Here is a 26,312-nt window from a genome sequence, read left to right as displayed (position 1 = left end):
GCTAGGGCACGCGCACGGGTTTGAGCGGGACGGCGGCCCAGATCACCTTGCCGCCGCTCGCCGTGTGCTCGACGTCGCACACGCCGCCGGCCTCGCGCGTTACCTCGCGCACCAGGAGCAGCCCGCGGCCGCCGGTCTGGCCGTGGTCGGCCTCCAGGGCGGTCGGACGGTAGGGGTGGTTGTCCTCGACGGACACCCGCAGCCACTCGGCGCCGACGGCGACCTCCACGGCCAGCATCGGCGACAGCAGCGCCGCGTGCCGCACGGCGTTCGTCACCAGCTCCGAGACGATCAGCAGCAGCCCCTGGACCAGGTCGTCCGAGACCGGCACGCCCTGGCGGTACAGCAGGTCCCGTACGGCGTGCCGCGCCTGCGGGACGGAGGCGTCGACGGCGGGGGCGGTGAACCGCCAGACACCCTCGTACGGCAGTGGATCCGGCGGCCGCTGACCGAAGGGCTCGTCCGCGCCGCCTGCTGGGCGTGGGCCGGACCCGCGCCCGTGGTTCTCCATCGTCCGGTCGCCACCCTCGCGCTCGATTGTCACCACACGTCGAGTGTTGGTAACGCGCCGGTCCGGACCGTCGAACTGAACACAAGTCAGCAGGTATCGAGCGTTTCTGATCGTTGGCGTATGACACCGTCAGATGTGGGACCGCTCCTGTCCCACTCGTGCCGACTTGGCGAACTATTCGGGTTGTACGGGTTTGGCGGGCACCCTTCTTGATCGGCCGTTCGACGCGGCGGATAGCATCCGGGCCATGGAGCCCCAGCTGCTGCACAGCGTCGCCGACTCGGTCGCCACCGTCGTCATCCACCATCCGGCCAAGCGCAACGCGATGACGGCCGCGATGTGGCGGGCGCTGCCGCCGCTGCTCGGCACACTGGCCGCGGATCGGGCCGTACGGGCGCTGGTGCTGACCGGTGAGGGCGGGACGTTCTGTGCGGGCGCCGACATCTCGACGCTCCAGGGGTCCCCTCAGGAGGCGCAGGGGCTGGCGGTGGCCGCCGAGGAGGCGCTGGCCGCCTTCCCGAAGCCGACGCTGGCTGCGGTCCGGGGGCACTGTGTGGGCGGCGGGTCGCAGCTGGCGGCGGCGTGTGATCTGCGGTTCGCCGAGGAGGGGTCGCTGTTCGGGGTGACGCCGGCGAAGCTCGGGATCGTGTATCCGGCATCCTCCACGCGGCGGTTGGTGTCGCTGGTGGGACCGGCGACCACCAAGTACCTGCTGTTCTCGGGCGAGTTGATCGACGCGGAGCGTGCGCTGCGTACGGGTCTGGTGGACGAGGTGCTGCCGGAGGGCGAACTCGGCAAGCGGGTCGGGGAGTTCACCCGGATCCTGGCGTCGCGCTCGCAGCTGACACAGGCGGCGGCGAAGGAGTTCGCGGACGGGTGCGTGGACCGGGACGCACACTGGAGCGAGCAGGCGCGCGGCAGCGGCGACGCCGCGGAGGGGGTCGCCGCGTTCCTGGAGCGCCGTCAGCCGCGGTTCACGTGGTCGGTTCCTGACCGAGGATGAACCGGCTCATCGAGCGGAGCATCTCGACGACGTCCGCAGGCGCCTTGTGCGGGGCTCCGGCGTCGTAGGGCGGCTGCGGGTCGTACTCGATCCCCAGCTGGACGGCCTGGGCGACGAAGTCCCCCGCGATGTGGCCGAGCAGGGCGAGCCCCATGTCGATGCCGGAGGAGACGCCGGCCGCGGTGACGTACTTGCCGTCGGTCACCACCCGCTCCCCCGTCGGTTCGACGCCGAACTTGCGCAGCTCGTCGAGGGCCAGCCAGTGCGAGGTCGCACGGCGCCCTTCGAGGAGGCCCGCGGCGGCGAGCAGCAGGGAGCCGGTGCACACCGACGTCGTCCAGGTGCTGGTGGCGTCGGCGGCGCGGATCCAGTCGAGGAGGACCTTGTTCTCCATCTGCGGGGCCTGCCCGGGCCCGCCGGGAACGACCACCACGTCGGGGTTCGGCACCTCGGCCAGGGTCTTGTCGGCGATCAGCGTGAGATTGCCGCTGTCGCTGCGGACGGGGCCGCTCTCCTCGGCGACGAAGACGAGCTCGCAGTCCGGCAGCCGGCCGAGGGTCTCGTACGGTCCGACGGCGTCGAGGGCGGTGAAACGGTCGTAGAGGACGATGGCGAACTGCATCGTGGGCCCTTTCAGTGCGCAGGGGTCGGGTGGAAGCGGCGCCGGTACTCGGAGGGGGCCGCGCCGAGGGTCCTGACGAAGGCGCGGCGCATCGCCTCCGGGGTGCCGTAGCCGCTGGTGCGGGAGATCTCCTCGATGCCGTCGGCGGTGTCCTCCAGGAGCCGGCGGGCGTGTTCGAGGCGGACGCGGTCGACGTAGCGGCCCGGGGTCATCCCGGTCTCGGCCTGGAAGGCGCGGGCGAAGTGGCGGGGCGAGAGGCGGGCGCGGTCGGCCAGCGCCTCCACCGACAGGTTCTCGCCGGGATGCTCGGTGATCCACTGCTGGATCTCGCGCAGCGGTTCGCGCCGGGCGGTCTGGGCGGCGAGCTGGGCGCTGAACTGGGCCTGGTTCCCGGGCCGCCGGAGGAAGACGACCAGGTGCCGGGCGATGGCCAGGGCCGCGTCCCGGCCGAGGTCCTCCTCCACCAGGGCGAGGGCGAGGTCGATGCCCGAGGTGACGCCGGCGGACGTCGAGACGCGTCCGTCGCGCACGTAGATCGGGTCGGGGTCGACCTCGACGGCCGGGTGGTCGCTGGCGAGCTTGTCGCAGTACGCCCAGTGGGTGGTGGCGCGGCGGCCGTCCAGGAGGCCCGCCTGGGCGAGCCGGATCGCGCCGGTGCACACCGAGACCAGCCGCTCGGCCCGCGGTCCGTGCTCGCGCAGCCAGTCGGTGAGCCGGCTGTCCGGACGCCGGGTGCCCTGGCCGCCCGGGACGATCAGGGTGTGCGGCTCGTCGCTGTCCGCGAGCGATGCGTCCGGTACGACGGTCAGGCCGCTGGAGGTGCGTACGGGGGCACCGTCCAGCGAGGCCGTGCGGATGCGGTAGGTGCCCGGGGTGTGCTGCTCGGCGCCCGCGAAGACCTCCAGGGGGCCGGTGACATCGAGACTCTGCACACCGTCGAACAGGACGAGGAGAACGGTTCGCTGCGCCATGTGCCCGATTCTTCGGCACCCCGAGGACGGCCGCAATGACGAGATCCCCACCTTTTCTGCCATGCTCCAGGCGTCCACGCAGGACGTACCAAGCGGTTGGTAACCTCCGGCCATGACTACTGACGCCCCCGAGCCCCTCGCCGGTCGCCGCTGCCACAACGTGCTCAACTCCCTGCACGCGACGTCCTACTTCGCTCCCGAGCTGGGCAGGGAACTGGCCGCTCTCGGGGTGACACATCCCAGGGCCGTCAACTTCGCGGTACGGGCCGCCGCGCTGGGTCCGGTCGGTGCGGGCGCGGTGACGGCGACGTTCTACAACTACAAGCACGAGCTCGTCGCCCGGCACGTACCCGCCGTCTGGGCGATCGCCCCACCCGAGGACGTGCTGGCGGCACGCGCGCGTGCGGTCGACTCGCTGCTGCGGCGGCTGCTCGGCGAGGAGACGGTGGCGTCCGCGGAGATGACGCAGGCCGCGCGGCTCGCGCTCCGGGCGGCCGAGGCCTGTTCGCGCAGTGCGCGGCCGCTGTACTCGGCGCACGCGGACCTGCCGGTCCCCGAGGAGCCGCACCTGGCGTACTTCCACGCCAGCACGCTGCTGCGCGAGCACCGGGGTGACGGGCACCTCGCCGTCCTGATGTCCGCGGGGCTCGACGGGCTGGAGGCGGTGGTGACCCACACCGCGACCGGCAAGGGCATGGCGCCGAAGTGGGTGTTCTCCAGCCGTGGCTGGACCCAGGAGGACTGGGACGCGGCTGCCGGCCGACTGCGCGAGCGAGGTCTGCTGGACGACTCGGGCGACCTCACGCCCGAGGGCGTCGCCCTGCGCGAGGAGATCGAGTCCGAGACGGACCGCCTGGACCGGGCCCCGTACGAGCACCTCGGCGCGGAGGGGGTCGCACGGCTGACGGAACTCGGTGCCGGATTCGCGCGGGCCGCGCTGGCGGCGGGGGCGTTCCCGGCGGATCTGCTCGGCAAGGGCTGAGGCCTCCCAGGGGGGCTTCAGGCACGGACGGGCCCCTTGATCTGGCCCTCTCTGCATGGCGGGCCCGAGCCGCGGTACCCGGTCCCCAGCCGGCCGTCGTGGCCGGAGAGGAAAGGGGAGAAAAGTGTTCCGTGCAATCGCAGACGTGTTGCGCCAGATCGGTGGCGCGATCGCCACGGTCGTGACGCTGCCGTTCCGGGCCCTGGCCCGGCTCTTCGGCGGCGCCTCCAGCAGTACGCGAAGCCGCAGGGCCTGATTCCGCCCCGCCACGACCGGCCGGGTTAGCGCCCTGATCCCCGGTTGTCGGTGCCACCTGCCACAATTGCCGCGCAACCTCAGTGAGAAGGCGGGACGGGATCGTGACGACACCCCTCGTAGGGTCCATCGAAGGCAGGATCGCCGCGGAGCTCGGCGTACGAGAGCGGCAGGTGAAGGCTGCCGTGGAGCTGCTCGACGGCGGTTCGACGGTGCCCTTCATCGCCCGCTACCGCAAGGAAGCGACCGAGATGCTCGACGATGCGCAGCTGCGCACGCTCGAGGAGCGGCTGCGCTATCTGCGGGAGTTGGAGGAGCGGCGGACGGCGATCCTCGAGTCGGTGCGCGAGCAGGGCAAGCTGACCGAGGAGTTGGAGGCCCGGATCCGCGGCGCCGAGACCAAGGCGCGGCTCGAGGACATCTATCTGCCGTACAAGCCCAAGCGCAGGACCAAGGCTCAGATCGCGCGTGAGGCGGGTCTTGAGCCGCTCGCCGAGGGGCTGCTCAGTGACCCGAGCGTCGAGCCGGCGGCCGCTGCCGCCGCCTTCGTCGACGCCGACAAGGGCGTGGCCGATCCGCAGGCGGCCCTGGAGGGCGCCCGGGCGATCCTCACCGAGCGGTTCTCGGAGGACGCCGACCTGATCGGCGAGCTGCGTGAGCGCATGTGGGTGCGCGGGCGGCTCGCGGCCAAGGTACGTGACGGCAAGGAGGAGGCGGGCGCGAAGTTCGCCGACTACTTCGACTTCGCGGAGCCGTTCACCGAGCTGCCCTCGCACCGCATCCTGGCGATGCTGCGCGGCGAGAAGGAGGAGGTCCTCGACCTCGCCCTGGAGCCGGAGGAGCCCACGGACGGTCCTTCGTCGTACGAGGGGATCGTCGCCGCGAAGTTCGCGATCGCCGACCGCGGCCGTCCCGGCGACAAGTGGCTGGGGGACACGGTCCGCTGGGCCTGGCGCACCCGGATCCTCGTCCACCTCGGCATCGACCTGCGGCTGCGGCTGCGGACGGCCGCCGAGGACGAGGCGGTCAACGTCTTCGCGGCGAACCTGCGGGATCTGCTGCTCGCCGCCCCCGCCGGCACGCGCGCGACGCTCGGGCTGGACCCCGGCTTCCGTACCGGTGTGAAGGTCGCCGTCGTCGACGCCACCGGCAAGGTCGTCGCGACGGACGTCATCTATCCGCACGTCCCGGCGAACAAGTGGGACGAGGCGCTCGCCAAGCTCGCGCGGCTGGCCAAGGAGCACGCGGTCGAGCTGATCGCGATCGGCAACGGCACGGCGTCCCGTGAGACCGACAAGCTCGCCGGTGAACTCATCACCAAGCACCCCGAGTTGAAGCTCACCAAGGTGATGGTGTCCGAGGCGGGCGCCTCGGTGTACTCGGCCTCGGCGTTCGCCTCGCAGGAGCTGCCCGACATGGACGTGTCGCTGCGCGGCGCGGTGTCGATCGCCCGCCGTCTGCAGGACCCGCTGGCCGAGCTGGTGAAGATCGACCCGAAGTCGATCGGTGTCGGCCAGTACCAGCACGACCTGTCCGAGGTGAAGCTGTCACGCTCGCTGGACGCGGTGGTGGAGGACTGTGTGAACGGCGTGGGCGTGGACGTCAACACGGCGTCGGCACCACTGCTCGCCCGGGTCTCCGGCATCACCTCCGGCCTGGCGGAGAACATCGTGACGCACCGGGACGCGAACGGCCCCTTCAAGTCGCGCACCCAGCTGAAGGGCGTGGCGCGGCTGGGCCCGAAGGCGTACGAGCAGTGCGCGGGCTTCCTGCGCATCCGCGGCGGCGACGACCCGCTGGACTCCTCCAGCGTCCACCCCGAGGCGTATCCGGTCGTCCGGCGCATGGTGAAGACCTCCGGTCAGGAGGTGGCCTCGCTCATCGGCAACACGGGCGTGCTGCGGTCGCTGAAGCCGAAAGACTTCGTGGACGAGACCTTCGGTCTGCCGACCGTGACGGACATCCTCAAGGAACTGGAGAAGCCCGGGCGCGACCCGCGGCCCGCCTTCAAGACGGCCACCTTCAAGGAGGGCGTCGAGAAGATCTCCGACCTGGCCTCCGGGATGGTCCTGGAGGGCGTCGTGACGAACGTGGCGGCCTTCGGGGCGTTCATCGACGTCGGTGTCCACCAGGACGGTCTGGCGCACGTCTCCGCGCTGTCGAAGACGTTCGTCAAGGACCCCCGCGACGTGGTGAAGCCCGGTGACATCGTCAAGGTCAAGGTCCTCGACGTCGACATCCCGCGCAAGCGGATCTCCCTGACGCTGCGGCTCGACGACGAGGCGGCTGCCCCGGGTCAGCAGGGCGGGGGCGGCGGCGAGCGCCGGCAGCGGGGCGGGCGGCCGCCGCAGCAGCGACAGGGGCGCGGTGGTGGCGGCGGTGGTGGCGGCGGCTCGCGCCAGGCACCGCCTCCGGCCAACAGCGCCATGGCCGACGCGCTGCGCCGCGCGGGTCTGGTCGACAAGAAGCAGGGCAAGCGTTGATCCACGCCACGGGCCCGGACTCTCCGGTAGGACACGGAGGCTCCGGGCCGGATCGCCCATAGGCTGACGACATGCCGACGTCGCGTGTCATCACCTGGGAAGTGTCGGAGAGCAAGGGCGTCGAGACCGCCTGGATCGAGCTCGGCGGCGACGCCCTGCGGGCCCGCGGCCGAGCGGTCGGCACCGTCGCGGAGCCGTACTGGATCTCGTACGAACTCGATACGGCCGACGGGTTCGTGACGCGTCGCCTGCAAGTCACCGCCGAGTCGGCGGAGGGCGTGCACACGCTCGATCTACGGCATGACGGAGCGGGCCGCTGGACTGCGAACGGTGCGCGACTGCCCGAGGCCGACGGCGCCCTCGACTGCGACCTCGGTCTGTGTCCGCTCACCAACACGATGCCGGTCCTGCGGCACGGGCTTCATCTGGCGTCCGGGGAACGGGAGTTCCTCATGGCGTGGGTGTCGGTGCCGGAACTGGCCGTCCTGCCCTCGCGGCAGAGCTACCAACACCTGGGGCACGGCCGGGTTCGCTTCGTCTCCGGCGACTTCCGCAGCGACATCGAGTTCGACGACGACGGTCTCGTCGTCGACTACCCGGGCCTGGCCGCGCGGCTCGGCTGAGCCGCGGAGCGCGGCCCGTTGGGCCAGGTGCAGTAGCACGACCGGCTGCCCGGCTCGGGGCGGGCGAAGCTGGACGCCGATCCGCGTGCCCGCCGCCGCTCAGGAGTGCCGATGCCCATCCCACCCCGCCGCCGTACCCCGTTCGGGCCCCGTCTCGGGGCGGTCTCCGTCTTCGCCGCCTGCCTGGCCCTGCTGTCCCCGGCGGGCGCGGAAGCCGCCGCGCGGCCCGCACCGCACCCCGACCAGGCGCTTCAGCAGCAGCTGGAGGGGCTGGTCCGCGCGCCGGGCGGCCCGCCCGGCGTCGTCGCTGTCCTCCGCGACGGCAGGGGCACCAGGGTTCTGCGGGCCGGCGTCGCGGACCGGGAGACCGGCCGAAGGTCCGACCCCAACGACCACATGCGGATCGCCAGTGCGGCCAAGGCGTTCAGCGGCGCGGTGGCGCTGTCCCTCGTCGACCGCCGCTATCTGCGCCTCGACGACACCCTGCGCGAGCGACTGCCCCGTCTGCCGCGGGCCTGGGGTTCCGTGACGCTGCGCCAGCTACTGAACCACACCAGCGGCCTGCCCGACTTCGCGCAGGCCCCGGCGTTCGCGGCGACCCTCGGCACAGACCCCCGGCACCGCTTCGACTCCCGCAGGCTGCTCGACTACGTCGCCGACCAGCCTCTGCGGTTCCGGCCCGGCTCCCGGTACCAGTACTCCAACTCCGACAACATCGCCGCCGCCCTGATGGCGGAGGCGGCGACCGGGGTCCGGTACGAACGGCTGCTGGAGGCATCGGTGTACCGGCCGCTGGGCCTGCGCCACACCAGCCTGCCGCAGGGCTACCGGATGCCGAGGCCCTATCTGCACGGCTACGACGTGAACCCGCCCTCTCCTGCGGAGGACGTCAGCGAGGCGCTCAGCACGTCCGGTGTCTGGGCGTCGGGCGACATCGTGTCGACGCCCGTCGACATGACCCGCTTCGTCCGCGGCTACGCCGGCGGCCGCCTGTACGGCCACGACGTCGTGCGGGAGCAGCGGCGCTGGATTCCCGGGGCGGCGTCCGAGCCCGCCGGGCCGGGGCGCAACGACGCGGGACTCGCCCTCTTCCGGTACACGACCCGGTGTGGGGTGGTGCTGGGGCACACCGGCAACACCCTCGGCTACACGCAGCTGATCGCCGCCACACCGGACGGGCACCGGTCGCTGACCTTCTCCGTCACCACCCAGATCAACCAGGCCATGAAGCCCGATCTGCTGCAGGAACTGCGCGCCGTACAGGAGAACTTCGTCTGCGCGCTTCTGCGCTGACCGGAGGGAAAGAGCTGGCCCACACGCCCTAGCGTTCGGTCACCTTGCCGTCGGCGACCTCCAGGCGGCGGGTGACGTGGACCGCGTCGAGCATCCGCCGGTCGTGGGTGACCAGGAGCAGCGTGCCCTCGTAGGCGTCCAGGGCCGATTCCAGTTGCTCGATGGCCGGCAGGTCGAGGTGGTTCGTGGGCTCGTCCAGGACCAGGAGGTTCACACCCTTGCCCTGGAGGAGAGCGAGGGCCGCGCGGGTGCGTTCGCCCGGGGAGAGGGTGGCTGCCGAGCGCAGGACGTGGTCCGCCTTCAGACCGAACTTGGCCAGGAGGGTGCGGACTTCCGCCGGTTCCGTGTCGGGGACCGCCGCGCAGAAGGCGTCCAGCAGTGACTCCTCGCCGTGGAAGAGCTTGCGGGCCTGGTCGACCTCGCCGATCAGGACGCCGGAGCCGAGCGTCGCCTGTCCCGCCGTCAGGGGGACGCGGCCCAGCAGGGCGCCCAGCAGCGTCGATTTGCCCGCGCCGTTGGCGCCGGTGACCGCCACCCGGTCGGCCCAGTCGATCTGCAGGGACACCGGGCCCAGGATGAAGTCGCCGCGTCGTACCTCGGCGTCCCGCAGGGTCGCGACGACCGCGCCGGAGCGCGGGGCCGAGGCGATCTCCATGCGCAGTTCCCACTCCTTGCGCGGCTCCTCCACGACGTCCAGGCGCTCGATCATGCGCTGGGTCTGGCGGGCCTTGGCGGCCTGCTTCTCGCTGGCCTCGCTGCGGAACTTGCGGCCGATCTTGTCGTTGTCGTTGTTCGCCTTGCGGCGTGCGTTCTTGACGCCCTTGTCCATCCAGGAGCGCTGCATCTGCGCCCGGTCCTGGAGGGCGGAGCGCTTGTCGGCGTACTCCTCGAAGTCGTCGCGGGCGTGCCGGCGGGACACCTCGCGCTCCTCCAGATAGGCCTCGTAGCCGCCGCCGTAGAGGTTGATCTGCCGCTGGGCGAGGTCGAGTTCGAGGACCTTGGTGACGGTGCGGGTGAGGAACTCGCGGTCGTGGCTGACGACCACCGTGCCGGCGCGCAGGCCGCCGACGAAGCGTTCCAGGCGCTCCAGGCCGTCGAGGTCGAGGTCGTTCGTCGGCTCGTCGAGGAGGAAGATGTCGTAGCGCGACAGCAGCAGCGAGGCCAGTCCGGCGCGCGCCGCCTGGCCGCCCGACAGGGACGTCATGGGCTGGTCCAGGTCCACCGCCAGGCCCAGCGAGTCGGCGACCTCCTCCGCCCGCTCGTCGAGGTCGGCGCCGCCCAGTCCCAGCCAGCGCTCCAGGCTCGTGGCGTACGCGTCGTCCGCGCCCGGCGCTTCGTCGACCAGGGCCTGCGTCGCCTCGTCCATCACCCGCTGGGCCTCGGCGACCCCGGTACGCCGGGCCAGGAACTCCCGTACGGTCTCGCCCGGGCGCCGCTCCGGCTCCTGCGGGAGGTGACCGACGGTCGCGGTCGGCGGGGACAGCCGCAGCTCCCCGTCCTCCGGCGCGGTCAGCCCGGCGAGCAGGCGGAGCAGCGTGGACTTGCCCGCGCCGTTGGCCCCGACCAGGCCGATCACGTCTCCGGGCGCGACGACGAGGTCGAGCCCGCTGAAGAGGGAGCGGTCGCCGTGGCCGGCGGCGAGGTTCTTGGCAACGAGGGTGGCGGTCACAGGGAGCGATCCTAATGGCCACGCCGCCTTGGACGCGTCGGCGTTTCCCTGCGCACAAGATCGCCGGGGGCGGGCAACGCTCCCAAGGGCGCGGGGCTGTATCTATATGCGGCTCCGCCGCGTGATCTATATGCGGCTCCGCCGCGTGGGCGCGACCAGCCACGACGGACCCGCAGACGCACGACGGCATAGCGCGGCACCCACCTCATCCCGGCACTCAGCGGAGCGCTACGGCCTCCACCAGCACACCCCCCGACGTCCGCGCCACCACGAACGACTCCCCCTTCACTGCCTTCGCGTCGAGCGCGATGCGATGGCGGCCCGGTTCCAGGATGCCGTCGAAGACCTCGTGGGTGTGGGTGCGGTACAGACGGTCGAGGCGGTACGCGGTGAGGCGGACCCGGCAGGGTGAGGTGACCTCGACGCCCGCCTCGCCGTCGGCGGCCACCAGGCGGGTCAGACGGCGCTGTGCGGCAGGGCTGCGGTCCAGGGCGTGTTCGATCTGCGCGACCAGCAACGGCACGATCGGCGCGAGGCCGTCGACATAGGCCACGTCGATTCCGGCGTCCGCGAACGCGCGGCGCACGGCGGCACGCTGCTGCTGTCCGATCGACCGTCCGAAGGCGACGGCGCCGTAGGCGCGCAGTTCGTCGGCGGGTACGCCGCCCACGTCATGGGTGATGTCGGCGCCGATGCCGATGGTGCGCAGGGCGGCGGCGAGCTTGGCCAGGAGGGCGACGCGGGCGCCGATGAGGAGCACCCGGCGGCGCGGCGCCTCGGAGTCGCCGGCGAGCAGGGAGCCGAGCGCCGTGCGGTACTCGGCGCCGCGGAAGCGGAAGGGCCCGATGCCGTGGTAGCCGTTGAGCTCCAGGTCGGCGTGTTCGTCGGTCTGCCAGGCGAAGTCCCGCCAGATGTAGTCGTCACCGTCCTGGTCGATGAGCGCGGTGACGGCACCACAGGCGAGGTCCTCGCAGTCCGGGCAGCCGTAGATGACGTACCGGCCGCCTGGAAGCGGGGCCTCCGCCTCCAGCAGCAGGCTGCGGACCTGGGCGGTGAAGATGGCGGGCGGGACGTCGGAGGCGAGCGGGGAGACGGCGTCGAGGTCGGAGAGCTGGAACAGCAGCGGGCGCCCGTCGACGATGAAGTCCACGAAATCCCGGTGCACCTGGTAGTCACCGTTGGCGAGGACTCCACCGGCACGCATCGCCGGTGCCAGGCCGAAGGTCGCGTACTCGGCAGACATGTTGTGAGTATCCCCACGATGGGACCGATATGAGCGCGGCATGACATATTCCGCTAACGTCCCGACATGGGGAGCGGACAGATGGACGATGTCGTGGTGGTCGGCGGCGGTGTCATCGGGCTGACCACGGCCCTCGTACTGGCCGAACGAGGCGCACGCGTGCGTGTCTGGACGCGGGACCCCGTCGAGGGGACCACCTCGGCGGTTGCGGGGGCGCTTTGGTGGCCGTACCGGATCGAACCGCTCGCGCTCGCGCGGGCGTGGGCCTTGCGCTCCCTGGAGGTGTACGAGGAGCTGGCGGCACGGAGCGAGCCGGCCGGCGTACGCATGGTCGAAGGGGTACTGGGCGGGGAAAGCCTGGACGAGGCGGACGCGTGGGCCACGGCCCGGCTGCCCGGGCTGCGCGCGACGACGGCCGAGGAGTACACCGGTCCGGGGCTGTGGGCGCGACTGCCGGTGATCGACATGGCGACCTATCTGCCGTGGCTGCGGGACCGGTTCCTGAAGGCGGGCGGTGCGATCGAGACGCGGTCGGTGGCCGGCTTCGGGGAGGTCGAGGCGCCGGTCGTGGTCAACTGCACGGGTCTCGGCGCCCGCGAGCTGGTGCCGGACGCGTCCGTGCGTCCCGTGCGAGGGCAGCTGGTCGTCGTGGAGAACCCCGGCATCCGCACCTGGCTGACCTCGACCGACGCCGACGGGGAGATGGCGTACTACTTCCCGCAGCCCGGGCGGCTGCTCCTGGGCGGCACCGCGGTCGAGGACGACTGGTCACCGGAGCCGGATCCGGGGGTGGCCGAGGCGATCGTACGGCGGTGTGCGGCGCTGCGGCCGGAGATCGCGGGGGCGCGGGTGCTGGCGCACCGGGTGGGGCTGCGGCCGGGGCGGGACGCCGTACGGCTGAAACGTGCGGCACTGCCGGGCGGGCGGGTGTTGGTGCACAACTACGGGCATGGCGGGGCGGGTGTGACCGTGGCGTGGGGGTGCGCGGAGGAGGCTGCCGGGCTCGCCTCCTCCTGAGTGCGCACCCTTCAGCCGTGGTCGTGACCCAGCGGGTCGCCCTCCGCTTCGGTGCCGGGGCCCGGACCGACCTTGATCTCGAAGTCGCCGTCGTACCTCTTGTGGCCCTCGATCACGGCCAGCTCGACGGCCTCGGAGCCCATCTCGCCGCGCACGATGACCGGGTCGCGCCGCAGATCGCGCATGAGGGCGACGCACATGCCGATCATCACCAGGACGAAGGGCGCGGCGGCCAGGATCGTGAGGTTCTGCAGGCCGGTGAGCGCGTCGCCCTGGCCGCTGCCGACGAGCAGCATGATGGCGGCGACGGCTCCGGTCACCACGCCCCAGAACACGACGACGAAGCGGCCGGGTTCGAGGGCGCCCTTCTGGGAGAGCGTGCCCATCACGATGGAGGCGGCGTCGGCTCCCGAGACGAAGAAGATGCCGACCAGGATCATCACGAGCAGGCTGGTGACGGTCGCGATGGGGAACTCCTGCAGGACGCCGAAGAGTTGCCCCTCGGGGGTGTCCTCGCCGCCGAGCGCGCCGCTCTCCTTCAGCTTCATCGCCGTACCGCCGAAGATCGCGAACCAGACGAGGCTGACGGTGCTGGGCACGAGGATGACGCCGCCGACGAACTGCCGGATGGTGCGGCCGCGGCTGATGCGGGCGATGAACATGCCGACGAAGGGCGGCCAGGAGATCCACCAGGCCCAGTAGAAGACGGTCCAGCTGCCGAGCCAGTCCGCGACGCCCTTGCCGCCGCTGGCCTCGGTCCGGCCCGCGAGCTGGGGCAGGTCGCCGAGATAGGCGAAGATCGAGGTGGGCAGCAGGTCGAGCACGATGATCGTGGGGCCCGCGATGAACACGAAGACCACGAGGATCACGGCCAGCACCATGTTGGTGTTGGACAGCCACTGGATGCCCCGCTCGATGCCGGAGACGGCCGAGAGCACGAAGGCCAGGGTCAGCACGGCGATGATGGTGACGAGCAGGCCGGTGCTGACGTCGTCCATCCACTCCAGTTCCTGGAAACCGGAGCCGATCTGGAGCGCGCCCAGGCCCAGGGAGGCCGCGGAGCCGAAGACGGTGGCGATGATCGCGAGGATGTCGATCACCCGGCCCGCGGTGCCGTTCGCGTGCTTCTCCCCGATCAGCGGGGTGAAGACCGCGCTGATGGTCTGGCGCCGGCGCTTGCGGAAGGTGCTGGAGGCGATGCCCAGGCCGACCACCGCGTAGATCGCCCACGGGTGCAGTGTCCAGTGGAAGAGGGTGGTGGCCATCGCCGTCTCCATGCGTTCGCCGGAGGTGGCGGGGTCCGTGCCCGGGGGCGGGGTGGTGTAGTGCGAGAGCGGCTCGCTGACGCCGTAGAACATCAGGCCGATGCCCATGCCGGCGCTGAACATCATCGCGACCCAGGACACGGTCTTGAACTCGGGTTCCTCGCCCTCGGCGCCGAGGTGGATGCGGCCGTAGCGGCTGATCGCGAGCCACAGCGCGAAGACCACGAAGCATGAGGCGGGGAGCATGAAGGCCCAGCCGCCGTTGTGGATCAGGCCGTCGAGCATCTTCGTGGAGACGCTCTCCAGCGAGTCCGTGGCCGCCCAGCCCCAGATCACGAAGGCCACGGTGATGGCGGCGGTGACGCCGAACACCACTCGGTCCGTGCTGGGGCGGCCGGAAACATCCGGATGGCCTTCCCGGCCACCCCTTCTCTTCAGATCCTCAGTCATCTGCGGCACCTTCCCCGGTGAACGGTGGATACGCCGGTTCCACGTCGTCTCCCAGGACCTACCACAGATCCCGTCGATCTCAGCCGTTTCAGCAGTCGGTGTCGGGCTGACCGGCGGTGAGGTGGTACGGGGCGCGCTCGTCGAGGAGCAGCGGGACGAGGGCGCGCAGGGACTGGCGGAGCGGGACCAGGGCGCCCGTGGAGGTCGCCCCCGACCTCACTCCGTGCAGGGCCAGTTCGTCCTTGACCTGCGTGTACTGGTCGGTGGTGAGCCGGTATCCGCAGGGCGGGTCCTGGATCACCTCGGCGGGTTCGGGCGGATCGTTGTCGGCGCCGCCGAGGTAGACGGGTCCGGTGTCGGCGTAGCCGGCGAGCCGGGCAGTTCCGGTCGCCGCCTCGATCCGGTCGCGACGGGCGTCGGTGAACTCGAACAGGCCGTCCAGCGCGGTGAGTTGGGAGCTCACCCGGCGCCGGTTGTTCAGCGCCTCGTCGGCCTTCTCCGCATCGGTGAGCGGGTCGCTGCGGCTTTCGATGAGCAGGCCCACCGCGTGCTTGACGCCGGACATGTTCCGCAGGATGCGTTCCTGGCCGTCACCGGCGACCTGCCGGATCGGATCGCCGGTGACCGGGTCGGTCCAGATGCCGTACGTGCCGGTCGAGTAGCCGGCGCCCGTGGCGGCGGGGCGAACGTACGACTGGGACAGGGCCTGTGCCTCGTCGTGGACGTGCGTGTCCGTGTTGAGGTTGCGGGGCCACAGGTCGAACAGGTCCTTGTCGTAGTACTTGGGTGTGGCGCCGTACTCGTGCAGGTCGTAGACGACGTCGGGGCGCTGGTCGCGGATGAGCGCGGCCATGGCACGGCCCTCGGCGGTCCGGAGCGCGATGTGGTCGCGGTTGATGTCCACGCCGTCGCTGTTGCCGCGGGTGTCGGCGGCCCGGCCGTCGGGGTTGGCGGTGGGCACGACCAGCAGGGTGGTGCGCTCCAGGAAGCGCCGGGTCTGCCGGTCCTTCGCGTACGCCAGGTCGCGCACGGTGGACAGGCAGGCCTCGCGGCCGGAGGGTTCGTCGCCGTGCTGGCTGCAGATGAGCAGCACCTTGTTCGGGGTGGGGCTGGTGCCGATGCGGACGAGTTGGAGCGGGCGGTCCTGTTTCGTCGTACCGATGCGGGCGACGGAGACCTCGTCGCTCGCCTTGTCCACGGCCGCGAGGAAGTCCTGCTCCTCGGACTGCCCGGTCCAGTCGGCGCCGTTCGACTGCTCGAAGCCGGTGCGGGGCGGGGTCTCGGCGGCGTGCGCGGGTACGGCGACGAGGGATGCGGCGAGGGCGGCCGCGGCGAGGCTGACGGCTCGGATACCGATCACTGGCCTCCCTTCGGGATGCGGTGAGTGGTGCGGGGTGCGCTCACGCCGTCGAGAGGCGCGGCCTCGACGGCTGCGGACACGGCGCCCGCCGTGGCACGGGCGAACGCGGAGGCGCCGCCGACCAGCGGGAGACGGGCCTTCGTACGGGAGAGGTCGAGCGTGAGGGTCGGGGTCGTCGACGGAGGGTCGATCAGGTCCTTGTCCGTGCCGGCGATGATCAGGGCGAGGCGGTGACCCGCCGGGACCACGTGGTCGGTGGCCGCCAGGTCGAGGGCGATGGTGTAAGGCTTGCCCGGCGTCAGCGGTACGCCCTTCAGGTCGGAGGCGTAGTTCCCCAGGTCGGCCCAGCCGCGGCTGACGACCGTGTAGTCGACGTCGGCGGTCTTGGCCTTGGTCTCCTTGAAGCAGGCGCTGTCGCCGGTGGTGCTCACGCCCCAGCAGGTGCGGTCGGTGAGCGTGGTGATGCCCTCGCCGCTCGTCGCGTAGTCGCGGATGGTGTCGGGGCCGAGGTCGACCAGGGCGGCGGAGAGGTGGGCCGTCGCGGTGCTCGGGGTCGCGGTGACGGTGACCTCGGAGGAGCCGGACAGGCGCAGGTCGCGGGTGAGCGGCTTGGTCACGAACCCCGCCTTGTCGGGGGTGGGCTGGTCGATGTGCGCGGCCCAGTCGGTCTCGCCGTGCTGCGGGTCGTCGGTGAAGGTCTCGGTGCCGTTGCCCTTGCGCAGGCCGAGGGCGCCGACGCCGGCCTGGGTGCCCTGGGCGGGGCGCAGGGTGGTGGTGTCGGTGCCGCGCGGCGGCCAGAGCTTGGAGGTGACCCACTGGTCGGGGTGGCGCTCGATGTCGGCCGTCGGCTCACGGTCGATGCCGTTGTCGTAGCCGAGGAGTTCGTGGTCGAACCAGCGGTGCAGGGTCTCCACCCACTGCGCGCGGCGGAAGTCGAAGGGGTCGACGTGGCCGGTCTGGGAGAGCCAGATCTTGCGCTCGACGCCGTTCTTCGCCAGGGCGTCCCACCACTGACCGAGATGCTTCATACGGACGTTGAGGTCCTGCATGCCGTGGATCAGGAAGACGCTGGCCCGGACCTTGCGGGCGTCCTTCACGTAGTCGCGCTCGGTCCACAGGGGCGTCCAGTCACCGGTGCGCGGGGCCCCGTCGACGAGCTGCTGCTGGACGGCGGCGCACTTGGCGCGGGCGTCGGGGCTGTCGACGTAGTCGGACAGCGCGTCGGGGCCGGAGTCGTACAGCGGGGCGCCCTGCTGGAAGTAGTAGTCGTACCAGGAGGAGATGGCGCTGATCGGGACGATGGTCTTCAGGCCCTGGACGCCGGTGGCGGCGACGCCGTTGGCTATGGTGCCGTCCCAGCTCTTGCCGATCATGCCGGTGCGGCCGTTGGTCCACGTCGCCTTGGCCTTGGCGGTGCCGGTGCGGGTCGTGTACGCCTTGGCGCGGCCGTTCAGCCAGTCGACGACGGCCTTCGCGGAGAGGACGTCGGAGCGGCCGCCGACGTCCACGCAGCCGTCGGAGCGGTTGGTGCCGGCGAGGTCGACGCCGACGAAGGCGTAGCCGCGGGGCACGAAGTAGTTGTCGTAGAACAGCGGCATCCGGACGATGTTGCCGTTGGCGTCGTACGTCTTTTTCTGGCTCTCGTTGCCGCGCCCGCAGCAGGAGTAGTACGGGCTGGCGTCCATGATGACGGGTATCTTGCGGCCCTGCCGGTCCGCTTCCCGGGGCCGGACGATGTCGACGGCGACGCGGTCGCCCTTGCCGTCGCGGTCGTGGTCGAGTCCGGTGTCCACCCATACGGCCTCGCGGATGGCGTTCTCGTACGAGTAGACGGGTCTGCTCTCCGGCGGGGCGGCGTGCGCCGTCGCGGGTGTCAGGAACGTGGCCATGAGGGCAGCCGTGGCCACCGTCGCGAGCGGTCGCCAGATCGTGAAGCGCATGCGTATCGGCATGCGCGGACGGTACATCGGTCAACTCCCGTGCAGAAGAGGTGGGCTGATGACCCATGAGGTCCTCAGTGGCCGATAAACGCCCTTGGGTCGGGTCGGCTCATGTCGGCCGAATGGCGATCGTGTGACAGCAGTGGTCATGGACACACAGGGGACACAGGTGGTGAATAGGCTCCGGACAGACTTCGGGCCCCTACGACTTGGAGCTTTCGTGCACCGCAGAATCATGGCGCCGGGCGCGCTCGCAACCGCCTCTTTGATGCTGGCGATCCCGGCATCGGCCGCGAGTAACTCCCCCGGCGCTCCGGGCATCGGCGACCCCTACTACCCGGCCTACGGCAACGGCGGATACGACGTCTCCCACTACGACCTCCGGCTGAAGTACCAGCCGGCCACGGACGAGTTGGAGGGTACGGCGACCCTGCTGGCCAAGACCACGCAGGATCTGTCCCGCTTCAATCTGGACTTCCTGCTGGACGTCGACGAGGTCCGGGTCAACGGCGCGAAAGCGTCGTTCGGGACGTCGGGCGAGCACGAGCTGGAGATCACGCCGAAGAGCCCGCTGGCCAAGGGCACGGCTGTCACGGTCGTCGTGCGCTACCGCGGTGTGCCGTCGTCGAAGAAGGCGTACGGCTTCACCAGTTGGCACCGCACCCCGGACGGCGGTGTCGGGGCGAACGAGCCCGAGGCCGCCTGGTGGTGGTTCCCGAGCAACGACCACCCGCTCGACAAGGCGACGTACGACGTCTCGGTGCTGGTCCCGGACGGCACGCAGGCCATCTCCAACGGCACGCTGCAGTCGACGAGTTCACGGCTGGGCTGGACCCGCTACAACTGGCGCTCGAACAAGCCCCAGGCGACCTATCTCGCCACGCTCGCGGTCGGCAAGTTCGACGTGACCACGGGGACCAGCGAGAGCGGTATTCCGGTCATCAACGCCTACAGCAAGGACCTGGGCGACCACTACGGCGCGGCGCGGGCGAGCATCGAGCGGACCGGGGAGATCGCCGACTGGCTGAGCGAGTACTTCGGGCCGTACCCCTACAACGCGCTCGGCGGGTATGTGCCGAACACCGACACGGGGTACGCCCTGGAGACGCAGACGCGGCCGTTCTACAGCCCGGCGAACTTCGCGAACGGGTCGAACACCTCCGTCGTCGTCCATGAGCTCGCCCATCAGTGGTACGGCGACCTGGTGTCCGTCAAGGACTGGAAGGACATCTGGATCAACGAGGGCTTCGCCCGGTACGCGCAGTGGCTGTGGTCGGAGCACGAGGGTGAGGGGACGGCGCAGGAGATCGCCGACTACGTGTACGCCTCGCGTGCGGCCGGCGATGCCTTCTGGCAGGTGCGGCCCGGTGACCCCGGGCCGGAGAACCAGTTCCACATCGCGGTCTACGACCGGGGTGCCCTGACGCTGCAGGCGCTGCGCAACGAGATCGGGGACGACGCCTTCTTCGCCATTCTCAAGGGCTGGACGCAGAAGTACGCCTACGGCAACGCGTCGGTGGCCGACTTCCAGCGGTACGCCGAGGAGGTGTCCGGCAAGCCGCTGGCGGCGCTCTTCGACACGTGGCTGTTCCAGCCGTCGAAGCCGGCCGCTCCGGCGGCGCGCAGTGCGTCCATCGCCAGGTCGGCCAAGGACCCGGTGCAGCCGAAGTCCTGGAAGAAGATCGCGGCTACGAACGGCGTGCACGACCACGGGCACGAGGGCGAGCACTGACGTCCTAGGGGGCCTTGGGGCCTTCGGGGCCTCAGGGCCTCAGGGCCTCAGGGCCTCAGGGCCTCAGGGCCTCGAACGAGGCCGCGCGCGCGAGGAGTTCGTCCCGTCCGATCGCGTCCGTCTGCGTCGATGGCACGGTGCAGGCGTGGGCGCCGGCCACCGCGCCGTACAGAGCGCATCGGTGCGGTGGCTCGCCGGACAGCCTGCCGTAGAGGAAGGCGGCCGCGAAGGCGTCGCCGGCGCCGTTGGAGTCCACCACCGGCGCCGGCGGGGCCACCGTGGGAACGTGCGTGAGCACGCCCTCGGTCAGTAGGTACGCGCCCTCCGCTCCGGCGGTGGCGACGACCACCTCGGCTCTCCCCCGCTCGGCGATGCGGCGCATGGTCCGCTCCGGGTCGGTCAGGGCGGCCGCGGAGAGGAACACCACGTCGGCCGCGTACGCGAAAGGCTCGTGGTACGGGTTCTCGCCGTCCCAGTTGTGGAGGTCGGTGGAGAGCGAGACGCCGGCCTCGCGGAGGGCGGGGAGGGCATGGGTGCAGGGGTGGGTGATCGACACATGCGCGTGCCGGCCGGCCCCCGCGAGGGTCCGCAGTGTGTCCTCGGGGAACCGGTCGTCCGCGTGTGCCCTGCTGGTGTCGTACAGGGACAGGCGCCGTCCGTCCGGCCCGACCAGGTTGACCGCGCGCTTGGTGCCGGCGGGCTGCGGGACCGCGGTCAGGGCGATGCCGTGCTCGCGGTGCAGGGCTCGGACGAGGTCGCCCTCGGGGTCCTCGCCGAGGAAGTCGAGGTGGTGGGTGCGCAGGCCGAGGCCGCTGAGTCCGATGGCGACGAAATCCCCGGTCTGACCGGCGCGGGTACGGATCCCGCTGTCGATCATGTAGCTGTCGGCGTACGGGAGCGGCAGCTCGGGGACGTACACGATCGTGTCCACCCCGGCACCGCCCAGCACGAGCACGTCGATGTCGCGGCTCAACTTGCGCCCTCCCCCTGGTTGTAGACCGTGACGGCTATCCCCCGTCGCACCAACCGCTCGGTGATCAGCGGTTCGACGCGGGACCACTTGCCACCGGCCAACCCGCACCCTATTCGCGGCATGTGCACGGACGCGCCGAGTTCGGCCACCTTGTCGGCCAGCCGTTCCAGCGCCAGGTCGATCGCCTCGTAGCGCACGGGCACCCCCTTGCTGCCGGTCCGGATGCCGCGCTGGCCGACCATGTTGGCAACCCAGACATACGGCTCCACCTGGACGAACTGGACCGCGCCCAGGGCGAAGTCGTTCGAGGCGCGCTCGCGGTGCCATGCGCGGTAGGACTTCTCGGGCTCCGGCCAGCGGCGCGATATGGCCAGGACGAAGCCCTTCCCCCAGCCCCCGATGTCGTTGCAGACATGGGCGATCACCTTGACGCCCTTCGCCGACGGAACGGTGGCGTCACCCCGGATGTAAGTGATCTCCGACATGACGCCACCGTAGAGGCCGCCACTGACAACGGCCTCGGATTACTCCGTGTTACTTCGTGAGGCCGGTCAGCTCCCGGTCCTCCGCTCGCGCGACCCGGCGTCGGATCGCGTACCAGCCGGCGACCAGCATCGCCGCGATGACCGGGATGAGGAGCAGGGTCTTGCGGCCGACCTCCGGGTCGTTCCACATCAGGGCGAGTACGGAGAGGAGGAAGGCGATCGTCACGATCTCCGTGACCGGGCTGCCGGGGAGACGGAAGCTCGGTCGGGTGAGCAGGCCCTCCTTGGCGCGGCGGACGAAGAGCAGGTGGCAGATCATGATGATCACCCAGGTCGAGATGATGCCGAGGGAGGCGACGTTCAGCACGATCTCGAAGGCCTGGCTGGGCATGAGGTAGTTCAGGCCGACGCCGAGCACGCACACCGCGCAGGTGAGCAGGATCCCGCCGTAGGGGACCTGGCTGCGGTTCATGCGGGCGGTGAACTTCGGGGCCGAGCCCGCCATCGCCATCGAGCGGAGGATGCGGCCCGTGGAGTACAGACCGGAGTTCAGCGACGACATCGCCGCCGTCAGGACCACCAGGTTCATCACGTCGCCCGCGCCCTCGACGCCGATCTTCGACAGGACCGTGACGAAGGGGCTCTCGTCGGCCGAGTAGAGCGAGCCGGGGAGGAGGAGGGCGAGGAGGACGACCGAGCCGACGTAGAAGAGGCCGACGCGCCACATGATCGAGTTCACCGCGCGCGGGACGACCTTCTCCGGCTCGGCGGTCTCGCCCGCCGCGACGCCGACCAGCTCCAGCGCGGCGTACGCGAAGATCACGCCCTGCATGACGAGGACGACGGGCATCAGGCCGTGCGGGAAGACGCCGCCGTGGTCGGTGATCACATCCAGGCCCGGGGTCTGGCCGCCGACCTCGTGCTGGGTGGCGAGCAGGAAGATGCCGATGAGCATGAAGCCGACGAGCGTGGCGACCTTGATGATCGCGAACCAGAACTCCATCTCGCCGAAGATCTTCACCGAGATCAGGTTCACCGCCAGGACCACCGCGAGGGCCGCCAGGGCCAGCACCCACTGGGGGATGTCGGTGAACATGCTCCAGTAGTGCGTGTACAGCGCGATCGCGGTGATGTCGGCGATACCGGTCGTCGACCAGTTCAGGAAGTACATCCAGCCGGCGACGTACGCGCCCTTCTCGCCGAGGAACTCGCGCGCGTACGACACGAAGGATCCGGACGAGGGGCGGTAGAGCACCAGCTCGCCGAGGGCACGGACGACGAAGAAGGCGAAGATGCCGCAGACCAGGTAGGCGATCGCCAGCGCCGGGCCCGCGTTGTGGAGGCGTCCGCCGGCGCCGAGGAAGAGGCCGGTGCCGATGGCCCCGCCGATGGCGATCATGTTGACGTGGCGGGCCTTGAGGTCCTTGCTGTAACCGGCGTCGCCCGCGTCCGCGGGCACCGAGGCCGCGTCGGTACGGGGTGCGGCCACTGCCGTGTTCACGGCGTCCTTGCTCACGGGGGTACCACTCTCTGGTGCGCCCGAGCGGGTCGCGCTCAGGTGTCCGGACGTACGTATGGCCTGCGACCTCGGTAAATGGCGCAGACCAAGGGGTCACCTTCCCCGAGGGGCTGGGCTCACGCGGTGGCGTACGTCACAGAGCGTTACATCTCACACGGCAGTCCCGTACCGTCCCGCGCGTCGCAGGAGGTGTCACAGCACTGGTGAGACAGCGATACTGCTGCACATGACGACCGACGCCCCCGAGGGGCCGACCCTCACGATCGACGAGCTGGCCGCGCGGGCGGGTATGACGGTCCGCACGGTGCGGTTCTACGGCACCAAGGGGCTGCTGCCGCCCCCGGTGATCGGTCCGCGCAGAGTGGGGCACTACGGGCGTGAGCATCTGGCCCGGCTGGCGCTCATCGAGGAGTTGCAGCAGCAGGGCATGACGCTGGCGGCCATCGAACGGTATCTGCAGCAGCTGCCACCCGATCTGGGCGCCCATGACCTCGCCATTCACCGGGCCGTGGTGGCCTCCTGGGCGCCGGAGGCCGTGGCGACGGTGACGCGGGCGGAGCTGGAGCGGCGGGCAGGGCAGGCCCTCGGCGACGACGACGTGGAGCGGCTGGCCGCGATGGGGGTGGTCGAGGCCGGGGGCCGGGAGGGGGACGGGTCCGGCGACTACCGCGTCGATCTCGGGCTGCTGCGGCTGGGCGTGGGGCTGCTGGACGTACCGCTGTCGCAGGAGGCGATCCTCGCGGCGCGCAAGGTCCTCATCGAGCACTCGCGTGCCGCCGCGCACGAGTTGTCGCAGCTCTTCCGCGGGGAGGTGTCGCAGCGTGCGGCGCAGGACGTGAAGTCGCTGTCCGCATCCATGCAACCCGTGGTGGTGCAGGCCCTGTTGACGACCTTTCAGCGGTCGTTGAGGGAGGAACTGACGCAGTGGCTCGGCGACATGCCGGGCGAAGGCGGCTCAGGGGAACGCTGATCCGCCTGACACGTCGAGGCTCTGCCCGGCCAGGAAGCCGCTGCCCTCGTCGACGACGTACAGCGGCCTCGACACCGGATCGGGCGGCGCCAGGGGCCGACGTACGGCCTGCCGGTCGCGGACGTACTCGAAGCCGCCGCCGTCGACCGAAGGTCGGGTACTGCCGGCCGATCCGACGCGGGGCGTCGATGTCGGTGTGCGGGCCGAAACGCACCGTATCGTCGGTGAGTTGGCGGCGAGTGGGTGGCGTGTGGGTCGGTCCTGCTGAGTGCCTCGACGGATCTCGCCGAGCTGACTGAGCATGCGCCGGCGGTGCGATGCAGCAGGCGGCGCGGGCGGGGCCGCCTCTGGACTCCGGGGGGCCGCACCCGCCTCAGGCTGACAGTGTCCGCGTCAGCGCCCGTGCCGCCGCGCACACCCGGGCGCCGACCCGGTCCACGTCGAGGCGGCGGGTGCCGCCGGTGACGGAGATCGCGGCGATCGGGCGGGAGCCATGGCCGCGCGCGTACACGGGGGCGACGACGGCCGAGACGCCGACCTCGGCCTCCTCCAGGTTGACGCCGTAGCCGCGGGCCCGGGTCAGGGCGAGGTCGCGGGCGAGTTGGCCGGGCAGGACGAGGGTGCGCGGGGTGAGGCGGGGCAGCGTGCGGTGCGGTGGGCGCGGGTCCTGGGCGAGGGCGAGGAACACCTTGCCGGTGGCGGTGCAGTGGGCGGGCAGGCGGCCGCCGATGCGGGAGGCGATCGGAGTGGCGCGGCGGCCGGTGACCTTCTCCAGGAACAGGGTGTCGGTGCCGTCCGGGACGGCCAGGTGCACGTTCTCCTGCGTGGCGTCGTGCAGGTCGCCCAGGTACGGCAGTGCGGCGTCGCACAGTTCGCGCACGGACGGCGCCGACTGGCCGAGGACGAAGAGGCCGAGCCCGATGCGGTAGGCACCCTCGGGCGTGCGCTCGACGAGGCCGAGCCGGACCAGTTCGCCGATCAGCCGGTGCGCGGTGGGTTTGGGCAGACCGGTGCGCAGGGCGAGTTCGGCGAGGGTGAGGGCGTGGTCGCGGTCGCCGCAGGCACGCAGCAGCGCCGCGCCGCGGGCGAGCACCGACTTGGGCGGCGGGCCGTCCGTCCTGGACCGATGGTGGGGGCTGGTGGGTGCGGTGACAAGGTGCGGGTGGCTGTGAGTCGGCGGGGCGGGTGCGCGTGGGCCGGCATCACGCTCGCAGGGGTACGTCGACGAGGAGCGGCCGGGTCAACTTCCCCGCCCCGGAGACCAGTTCCCGCAAGTGGGTCGCGCTCCGCGCCCGTACCGCGTCGACGCCGAAGAAGGCCGCGGCCTGGGTGAAGTCCAGTGGCCCCAGCTCGGTGCCCGGGCAGACGCCCTGGCCGCCCATCGACTCGTAGGTGTCCTGGAGGGTGCGGTAGGCGCCGTTGCTCATCACCACGAACAGGACAGGAGCGGCCTGCCGGGCGGCGCTCCACAGGCCCTGCAGGCCGAACAGCGTGCAGCCGTCGCCCAGGACGGCGACCACCGGCCGGCCGGGTTCGGCGAGCGCGCGGCCGACGGCGGCGCCGATGCCCCAGCCGAGGCCGCCGCCGACGGTGTAGGTGTAGCTGCCGGGGCGGTCGAGGCGTACGAGGCGGCGTAACAACAGGCCGACCGTGATGGCCTCTTCGACGACCACGGCGTCGGGCGGCAGCCCCCGGGCCACGGCGTGGGCGGCGGCCCAGGGGGCGAGCGGGGCCGCGGAGTAGGCGGCCTGGGCCGCGGACTCGGCACGCTCGCGCTCGGCGGCGTGCCGTTCGCCCGCGCGCAGGATGCGGGACTTGGCGGTGTGGTCGGGTACGTGGTCGCGGAGCAGTTCGGCGAGGCGGTGCAGGGAGGGGGCGAGGGAGCCGACGAGGCCGGTGCGGGCGGGGAAGTTGCGGCCGATCTCGTCCGGGTCGGAGTCGAGTTGTACGACGGTGAGGCCGGGCGGCAGGGCGGGGCCGGGGGTGTAGTGGTGCGGGGTGAAGGCGTGTGCCCCGACGATCAGCACGGTGTCGTACGCGGCGAGCGCGCTGCGGATGGCGTCGTGGCGCGGGGGCAGCATCCCGGCGTGGAGGGGGTGGGTGGTCGGGAAGTTCAGGCCGTCGGCCATCGGTTGGTGGTGGACGGTGGCGCCGTAGGCCTCCGCGGTGCGCACGAGTGCGCCGAGGGCGTCCTCGCGGCCTACTCCGTCGCCGGCGACGATCGCGGGGCGGGCGGCGTCGCCGAGCAGGAGGGCGGCCCGTTCCAGGCCCGGGGCCGGTCCTGGTGCGGGTGTGGGGGTGCGGGGCGGGACCTCGATCTCGGTGTCCTCGGCGAGGAGGTCCATGGGGACGGAGAGGAACACGGGCCCTGCGGGCGGACGTACGGCGAGGGCGAAGGCGCGGCGCAGGGCGAGCGGGAGGTCTCGGGCGTGCTGGACGTCGAACGTCGCCTTCACCGCGGGGGCCGCCAGGCCTGTCAGGTCGCCCGACAGCATCGGGTCCTGCTGGAGGTGGCGGCGGTCCTGCTGGCCGGCCGTCACCACGAGGGGGGTGCGGGAGCGGCGGGCGTTGAGCAGGCCGATCAGGCCGTTGGCGAGGCCGGCCGCGATGTGCAGGCTCACGAAGGCGGGGCGGCCGGTGCCGCGGGCGTAGCCGTCGGCCATGGAGACGACGGCGCCCTCGTGGATGCCGAGGACGTATGCGGGGGCGTCGTCCGCTTCCGAGAGCGCTGCCAGGAAGGGCAGTTCGGTGGTTCCCGGGTTGCCGAAGACGCGGTCCACGCCCTCGTCGCGCAGGATGTCCAGCAGGGCGAGGGCGGGGCGGGATCCCATGGGGGGCTCCTGGGGGGGGACGGGGCCGGGAGGGGTTCGCCGGTCAGCGTCGGGGAGCCGTGGGGTGGGAGGCAAGGGGGGCGTGTCACTCAGCGGTACGAGGGGGGCGAGCGGG

23 protein-coding genes are annotated in these 26,312 nt (G+C 71.5%); 9 read left to right on the top strand and 14 right to left on the bottom strand.

Annotated features, from left to right (window positions below; translation table 11 throughout):
• Nucleotide 1 precedes the first annotated feature (1 nt).
• A complete protein-coding gene (locus AB5J49_RS41310) occupies nt 2-511 on the bottom strand; it encodes an ATP-binding protein (protein ID WP_369175433.1) in 510 nt (169 codons plus the stop codon).
• A 247-nt stretch (nt 512-758) separates the two neighbouring features.
• On the opposite strand from AB5J49_RS41310, the gene AB5J49_RS41305 reads away from it, so the two are divergent.
• Complete coding sequence (locus AB5J49_RS41305) at nt 759-1,514, top strand: enoyl-CoA hydratase/isomerase family protein (protein ID WP_369174007.1); 756 nt, start codon at nt 759-761, stop codon at nt 1,512-1,514.
• Here the strand turns inward: AB5J49_RS41305 and AB5J49_RS41300 are convergent.
• The gene (locus AB5J49_RS41300) at nt 1,486-2,136 is read right to left on the bottom strand and encodes a DJ-1/PfpI family protein (protein ID WP_369174006.1); all 651 of its coding nucleotides are present in this window, start codon (nt 2,134-2,136) and stop codon (nt 1,486-1,488) included. The two genes, AB5J49_RS41305 and AB5J49_RS41300, sit on opposite strands and share 29 nt — an antisense overlap.
• A gap of 11 nt (nt 2,137-2,147) precedes the next feature.
• Nucleotides 2,148-3,107, bottom strand: a complete 960-nt coding sequence (locus AB5J49_RS41295) for a GlxA family transcriptional regulator (protein WP_369174005.1) — start codon at nt 3,105-3,107, stop codon at nt 2,148-2,150.
• Nucleotides 3,108-3,219: 112 nt separating this feature from the next.
• Here AB5J49_RS41295 and AB5J49_RS41290 point away from each other — a divergent pair, with 112 nt between their 5' ends.
• From AB5J49_RS41290 to AB5J49_RS41270, 5 genes are all read left to right on the top strand, one after another.
• On the top strand, nt 3,220-4,089 hold the full coding sequence (locus AB5J49_RS41290; protein WP_369174004.1) for a hypothetical protein: 870 nt from the start codon (nt 3,220-3,222) through the stop codon (nt 4,087-4,089).
• Nucleotides 4,090-4,213: 124 nt separating this feature from the next.
• Complete coding sequence (locus AB5J49_RS41285; protein WP_252100478.1) at nt 4,214-4,345, top strand: LPFR motif small protein; 132 nt, start codon at nt 4,214-4,216, stop codon at nt 4,343-4,345.
• Nucleotides 4,346-4,448: 103 nt separating this feature from the next.
• Nucleotides 4,449-6,827: a Tex family protein gene (locus tag AB5J49_RS41280; RefSeq protein WP_369174003.1), complete on the top strand. Its 2,379-nt coding sequence runs from the start codon at nt 4,449-4,451 to the stop codon at nt 6,825-6,827.
• Nucleotides 6,828-6,898: 71 nt separating this feature from the next.
• Nucleotides 6,899-7,450, top strand: a complete 552-nt coding sequence (locus AB5J49_RS41275; protein ID WP_369174002.1) for a putative glycolipid-binding domain-containing protein — start codon at nt 6,899-6,901, stop codon at nt 7,448-7,450.
• A 111-nt stretch (nt 7,451-7,561) separates the two neighbouring features.
• Nucleotides 7,562-8,743 (top strand): serine hydrolase domain-containing protein, encoded by a 1,182-nt coding sequence (locus tag AB5J49_RS41270; protein ID WP_369174001.1) that lies wholly within the window; start codon nt 7,562-7,564, stop codon nt 8,741-8,743.
• Between the two features lie 28 nt (nt 8,744-8,771).
• On the opposite strand, the gene AB5J49_RS41265 is transcribed toward AB5J49_RS41270, so the two are convergent.
• Nucleotides 8,772-10,412: an ABC-F family ATP-binding cassette domain-containing protein gene (locus AB5J49_RS41265; RefSeq protein WP_369174000.1), complete on the bottom strand. Its 1,641-nt coding sequence runs from the start codon at nt 10,410-10,412 to the stop codon at nt 8,772-8,774.
• Nucleotides 10,413-10,629: 217 nt separating this feature from the next.
• Nucleotides 10,630-11,655 carry an oxidoreductase gene (locus tag AB5J49_RS41260; protein WP_369173999.1) on the bottom strand — a complete coding sequence of 342 codons (1,026 nt, stop codon included), beginning with the start codon at nt 11,653-11,655 and terminating at the stop codon, nt 10,630-10,632.
• Between the two features lie 66 nt (nt 11,656-11,721).
• On the opposite strand from AB5J49_RS41260, the gene AB5J49_RS41255 reads away from it, so the two are divergent.
• A complete protein-coding gene (locus tag AB5J49_RS41255; RefSeq protein ID WP_369173998.1) occupies nt 11,722-12,672 on the top strand; it encodes an FAD-dependent oxidoreductase in 951 nt (316 codons plus the stop codon).
• Between the two features lie 11 nt (nt 12,673-12,683).
• Here the strand turns inward: AB5J49_RS41255 and AB5J49_RS41250 are convergent, their stop codons facing one another.
• The 3 genes from AB5J49_RS41250 to AB5J49_RS41240 form a co-directional block, all read right to left on the bottom strand.
• Nucleotides 12,684-14,387 (bottom strand): BCCT family transporter, encoded by a 1,704-nt coding sequence (locus tag AB5J49_RS41250; protein WP_369173997.1) that lies wholly within the window; start codon nt 14,385-14,387, stop codon nt 12,684-12,686.
• A gap of 88 nt (nt 14,388-14,475) precedes the next feature.
• Nucleotides 14,476-15,747, bottom strand: coding sequence for a M14 family metallocarboxypeptidase (locus tag AB5J49_RS41245; RefSeq protein ID WP_369173996.1), 1,272 nt, complete (start codon nt 15,745-15,747; stop codon nt 14,476-14,478).
• Nucleotides 15,744-17,699 carry a Xaa-Pro dipeptidyl-peptidase gene (locus AB5J49_RS41240; protein ID WP_369173995.1) on the bottom strand — a complete coding sequence of 652 codons (1,956 nt, stop codon included), beginning with the start codon at nt 17,697-17,699 and terminating at the stop codon, nt 15,744-15,746. The genes AB5J49_RS41245 and AB5J49_RS41240 overlap by 4 nt, the downstream gene beginning before the upstream one ends.
• A 208-nt stretch (nt 17,700-17,907) precedes the next feature.
• Between AB5J49_RS41240 and AB5J49_RS41235 the strand changes: the two genes are divergently transcribed.
• Nucleotides 17,908-19,419 (top strand): M1 family metallopeptidase, encoded by a 1,512-nt coding sequence (locus AB5J49_RS41235; RefSeq protein ID WP_369173994.1) that lies wholly within the window; start codon nt 17,908-17,910, stop codon nt 19,417-19,419.
• Between the two features lie 55 nt (nt 19,420-19,474).
• Here AB5J49_RS41235 and AB5J49_RS41230 read toward each other — a convergent pair whose 3' ends face one another.
• The 3 genes from AB5J49_RS41230 to AB5J49_RS41220 are packed head-to-tail and all read right to left on the bottom strand — an operon-like array spanning nt 19,475 to nt 22,393.
• Entirely contained in the window at nt 19,475-20,392 is a 918-nt protein-coding gene (locus tag AB5J49_RS41230; protein WP_369173993.1) for a PfkB family carbohydrate kinase, read from the bottom strand.
• Complete coding sequence (locus AB5J49_RS41225; RefSeq protein ID WP_369173992.1) at nt 20,389-20,877, bottom strand: macro domain-containing protein; 489 nt, start codon at nt 20,875-20,877, stop codon at nt 20,389-20,391. The genes AB5J49_RS41230 and AB5J49_RS41225 overlap by 4 nt, the downstream gene beginning before the upstream one ends.
• Before the next feature lie 49 nt (nt 20,878-20,926).
• Nucleotides 20,927-22,393 (bottom strand): amino acid permease, encoded by a 1,467-nt coding sequence (locus AB5J49_RS41220; protein ID WP_369173991.1) that lies wholly within the window; start codon nt 22,391-22,393, stop codon nt 20,927-20,929.
• 229 nt (nt 22,394-22,622) lie between these two features.
• Between AB5J49_RS41220 and AB5J49_RS41215 the strand changes: the two genes are divergently transcribed.
• Nucleotides 22,623-23,366 carry a MerR family transcriptional regulator gene (locus tag AB5J49_RS41215; protein ID WP_369173990.1) on the top strand — a complete coding sequence of 248 codons (744 nt, stop codon included), beginning with the start codon at nt 22,623-22,625 and terminating at the stop codon, nt 23,364-23,366.
• Here AB5J49_RS41215 and AB5J49_RS41210 read toward each other — a convergent pair.
• From AB5J49_RS41210 to AB5J49_RS41200, 3 genes are all read right to left on the bottom strand, one after another.
• Nucleotides 23,352-23,669, bottom strand: coding sequence for a hypothetical protein (locus AB5J49_RS41210; protein ID WP_369173989.1), 318 nt, complete (start codon nt 23,667-23,669; stop codon nt 23,352-23,354). The two genes, AB5J49_RS41215 and AB5J49_RS41210, sit on opposite strands and share 15 nt — an antisense overlap.
• Before the next feature lie 70 nt (nt 23,670-23,739).
• Nucleotides 23,740-24,459 carry an IclR family transcriptional regulator gene (locus AB5J49_RS41205; protein WP_369173988.1) on the bottom strand — a complete coding sequence of 240 codons (720 nt, stop codon included), beginning with the start codon at nt 24,457-24,459 and terminating at the stop codon, nt 23,740-23,742.
• A gap of 109 nt (nt 24,460-24,568) precedes the next feature.
• The gene (locus tag AB5J49_RS41200) at nt 24,569-26,197 is read right to left on the bottom strand and encodes a thiamine pyrophosphate-binding protein (RefSeq protein WP_369173987.1); all 1,629 of its coding nucleotides are present in this window, start codon (nt 26,195-26,197) and stop codon (nt 24,569-24,571) included.
• Nucleotides 26,198-26,312 lie beyond the last annotated feature (115 nt).

The organism is Streptomyces sp. R28 (genome assembly GCF_041052385.1).
In the GTDB taxonomy this organism is placed as follows: domain Bacteria; phylum Actinomycetota; class Actinomycetes; order Streptomycetales; family Streptomycetaceae; genus Streptomyces.
Note: the sequence above shows the minus strand (reverse complement) of the source record. Positions and strands in the feature narration are given on the sequence as shown.

Bases quoted from the DNA above. Each gene is read 5' to 3' on its own strand.
- AB5J49_RS41240 (WP_369173995.1), bottom strand. From the start codon at position 17,699: ATGCCGATACGCATGCGCTTCACGATCTGGCGACCGCTCGCGACGGTG.
- AB5J49_RS41215 (WP_369173990.1), top strand. From the start codon at position 22,623: ATGACGACCGACGCCCCCGAGGGGCCGACCCTCACGATCGACGAGCTG.
- AB5J49_RS41300 (WP_369174006.1), bottom strand. From the start codon at position 2,136: ATGCAGTTCGCCATCGTCCTCTACGACCGTTTCACCGCCCTCGACGCC.
- AB5J49_RS41260 (WP_369173999.1), bottom strand. From the start codon at position 11,655: ATGTCTGCCGAGTACGCGACCTTCGGCCTGGCACCGGCGATGCGTGCC.
- AB5J49_RS41275 (WP_369174002.1), top strand. From the start codon at position 6,899: ATGCCGACGTCGCGTGTCATCACCTGGGAAGTGTCGGAGAGCAAGGGC.
- AB5J49_RS41270 (WP_369174001.1), top strand. From the start codon at position 7,562: ATGCCCATCCCACCCCGCCGCCGTACCCCGTTCGGGCCCCGTCTCGGG.
- AB5J49_RS41295 (WP_369174005.1), bottom strand. From the start codon at position 3,107: ATGGCGCAGCGAACCGTTCTCCTCGTCCTGTTCGACGGTGTGCAGAGT.
- AB5J49_RS41310 (WP_369175433.1), bottom strand. From the start codon at position 511: ATGGAGAACCACGGGCGCGGGTCCGGCCCACGCCCAGCAGGCGGCGCG.
- AB5J49_RS41200 (WP_369173987.1), bottom strand. From the start codon at position 26,197: ATGGGATCCCGCCCCGCCCTCGCCCTGCTGGACATCCTGCGCGACGAG.
- AB5J49_RS41225 (WP_369173992.1), bottom strand. From the start codon at position 20,877: ATGTCGGAGATCACTTACATCCGGGGTGACGCCACCGTTCCGTCGGCG.
- AB5J49_RS41255 (WP_369173998.1), top strand. From the start codon at position 11,722: ATGGGGAGCGGACAGATGGACGATGTCGTGGTGGTCGGCGGCGGTGTC.
- AB5J49_RS41290 (WP_369174004.1), top strand. From the start codon at position 3,220: ATGACTACTGACGCCCCCGAGCCCCTCGCCGGTCGCCGCTGCCACAAC.
- AB5J49_RS41305 (WP_369174007.1), top strand. From the start codon at position 759: ATGGAGCCCCAGCTGCTGCACAGCGTCGCCGACTCGGTCGCCACCGTC.
- AB5J49_RS41210 (WP_369173989.1), bottom strand. From the start codon at position 23,669: ATGCTCAGTCAGCTCGGCGAGATCCGTCGAGGCACTCAGCAGGACCGA.
- AB5J49_RS41250 (WP_369173997.1), bottom strand. From the start codon at position 14,387: ATGACTGAGGATCTGAAGAGAAGGGGTGGCCGGGAAGGCCATCCGGAT.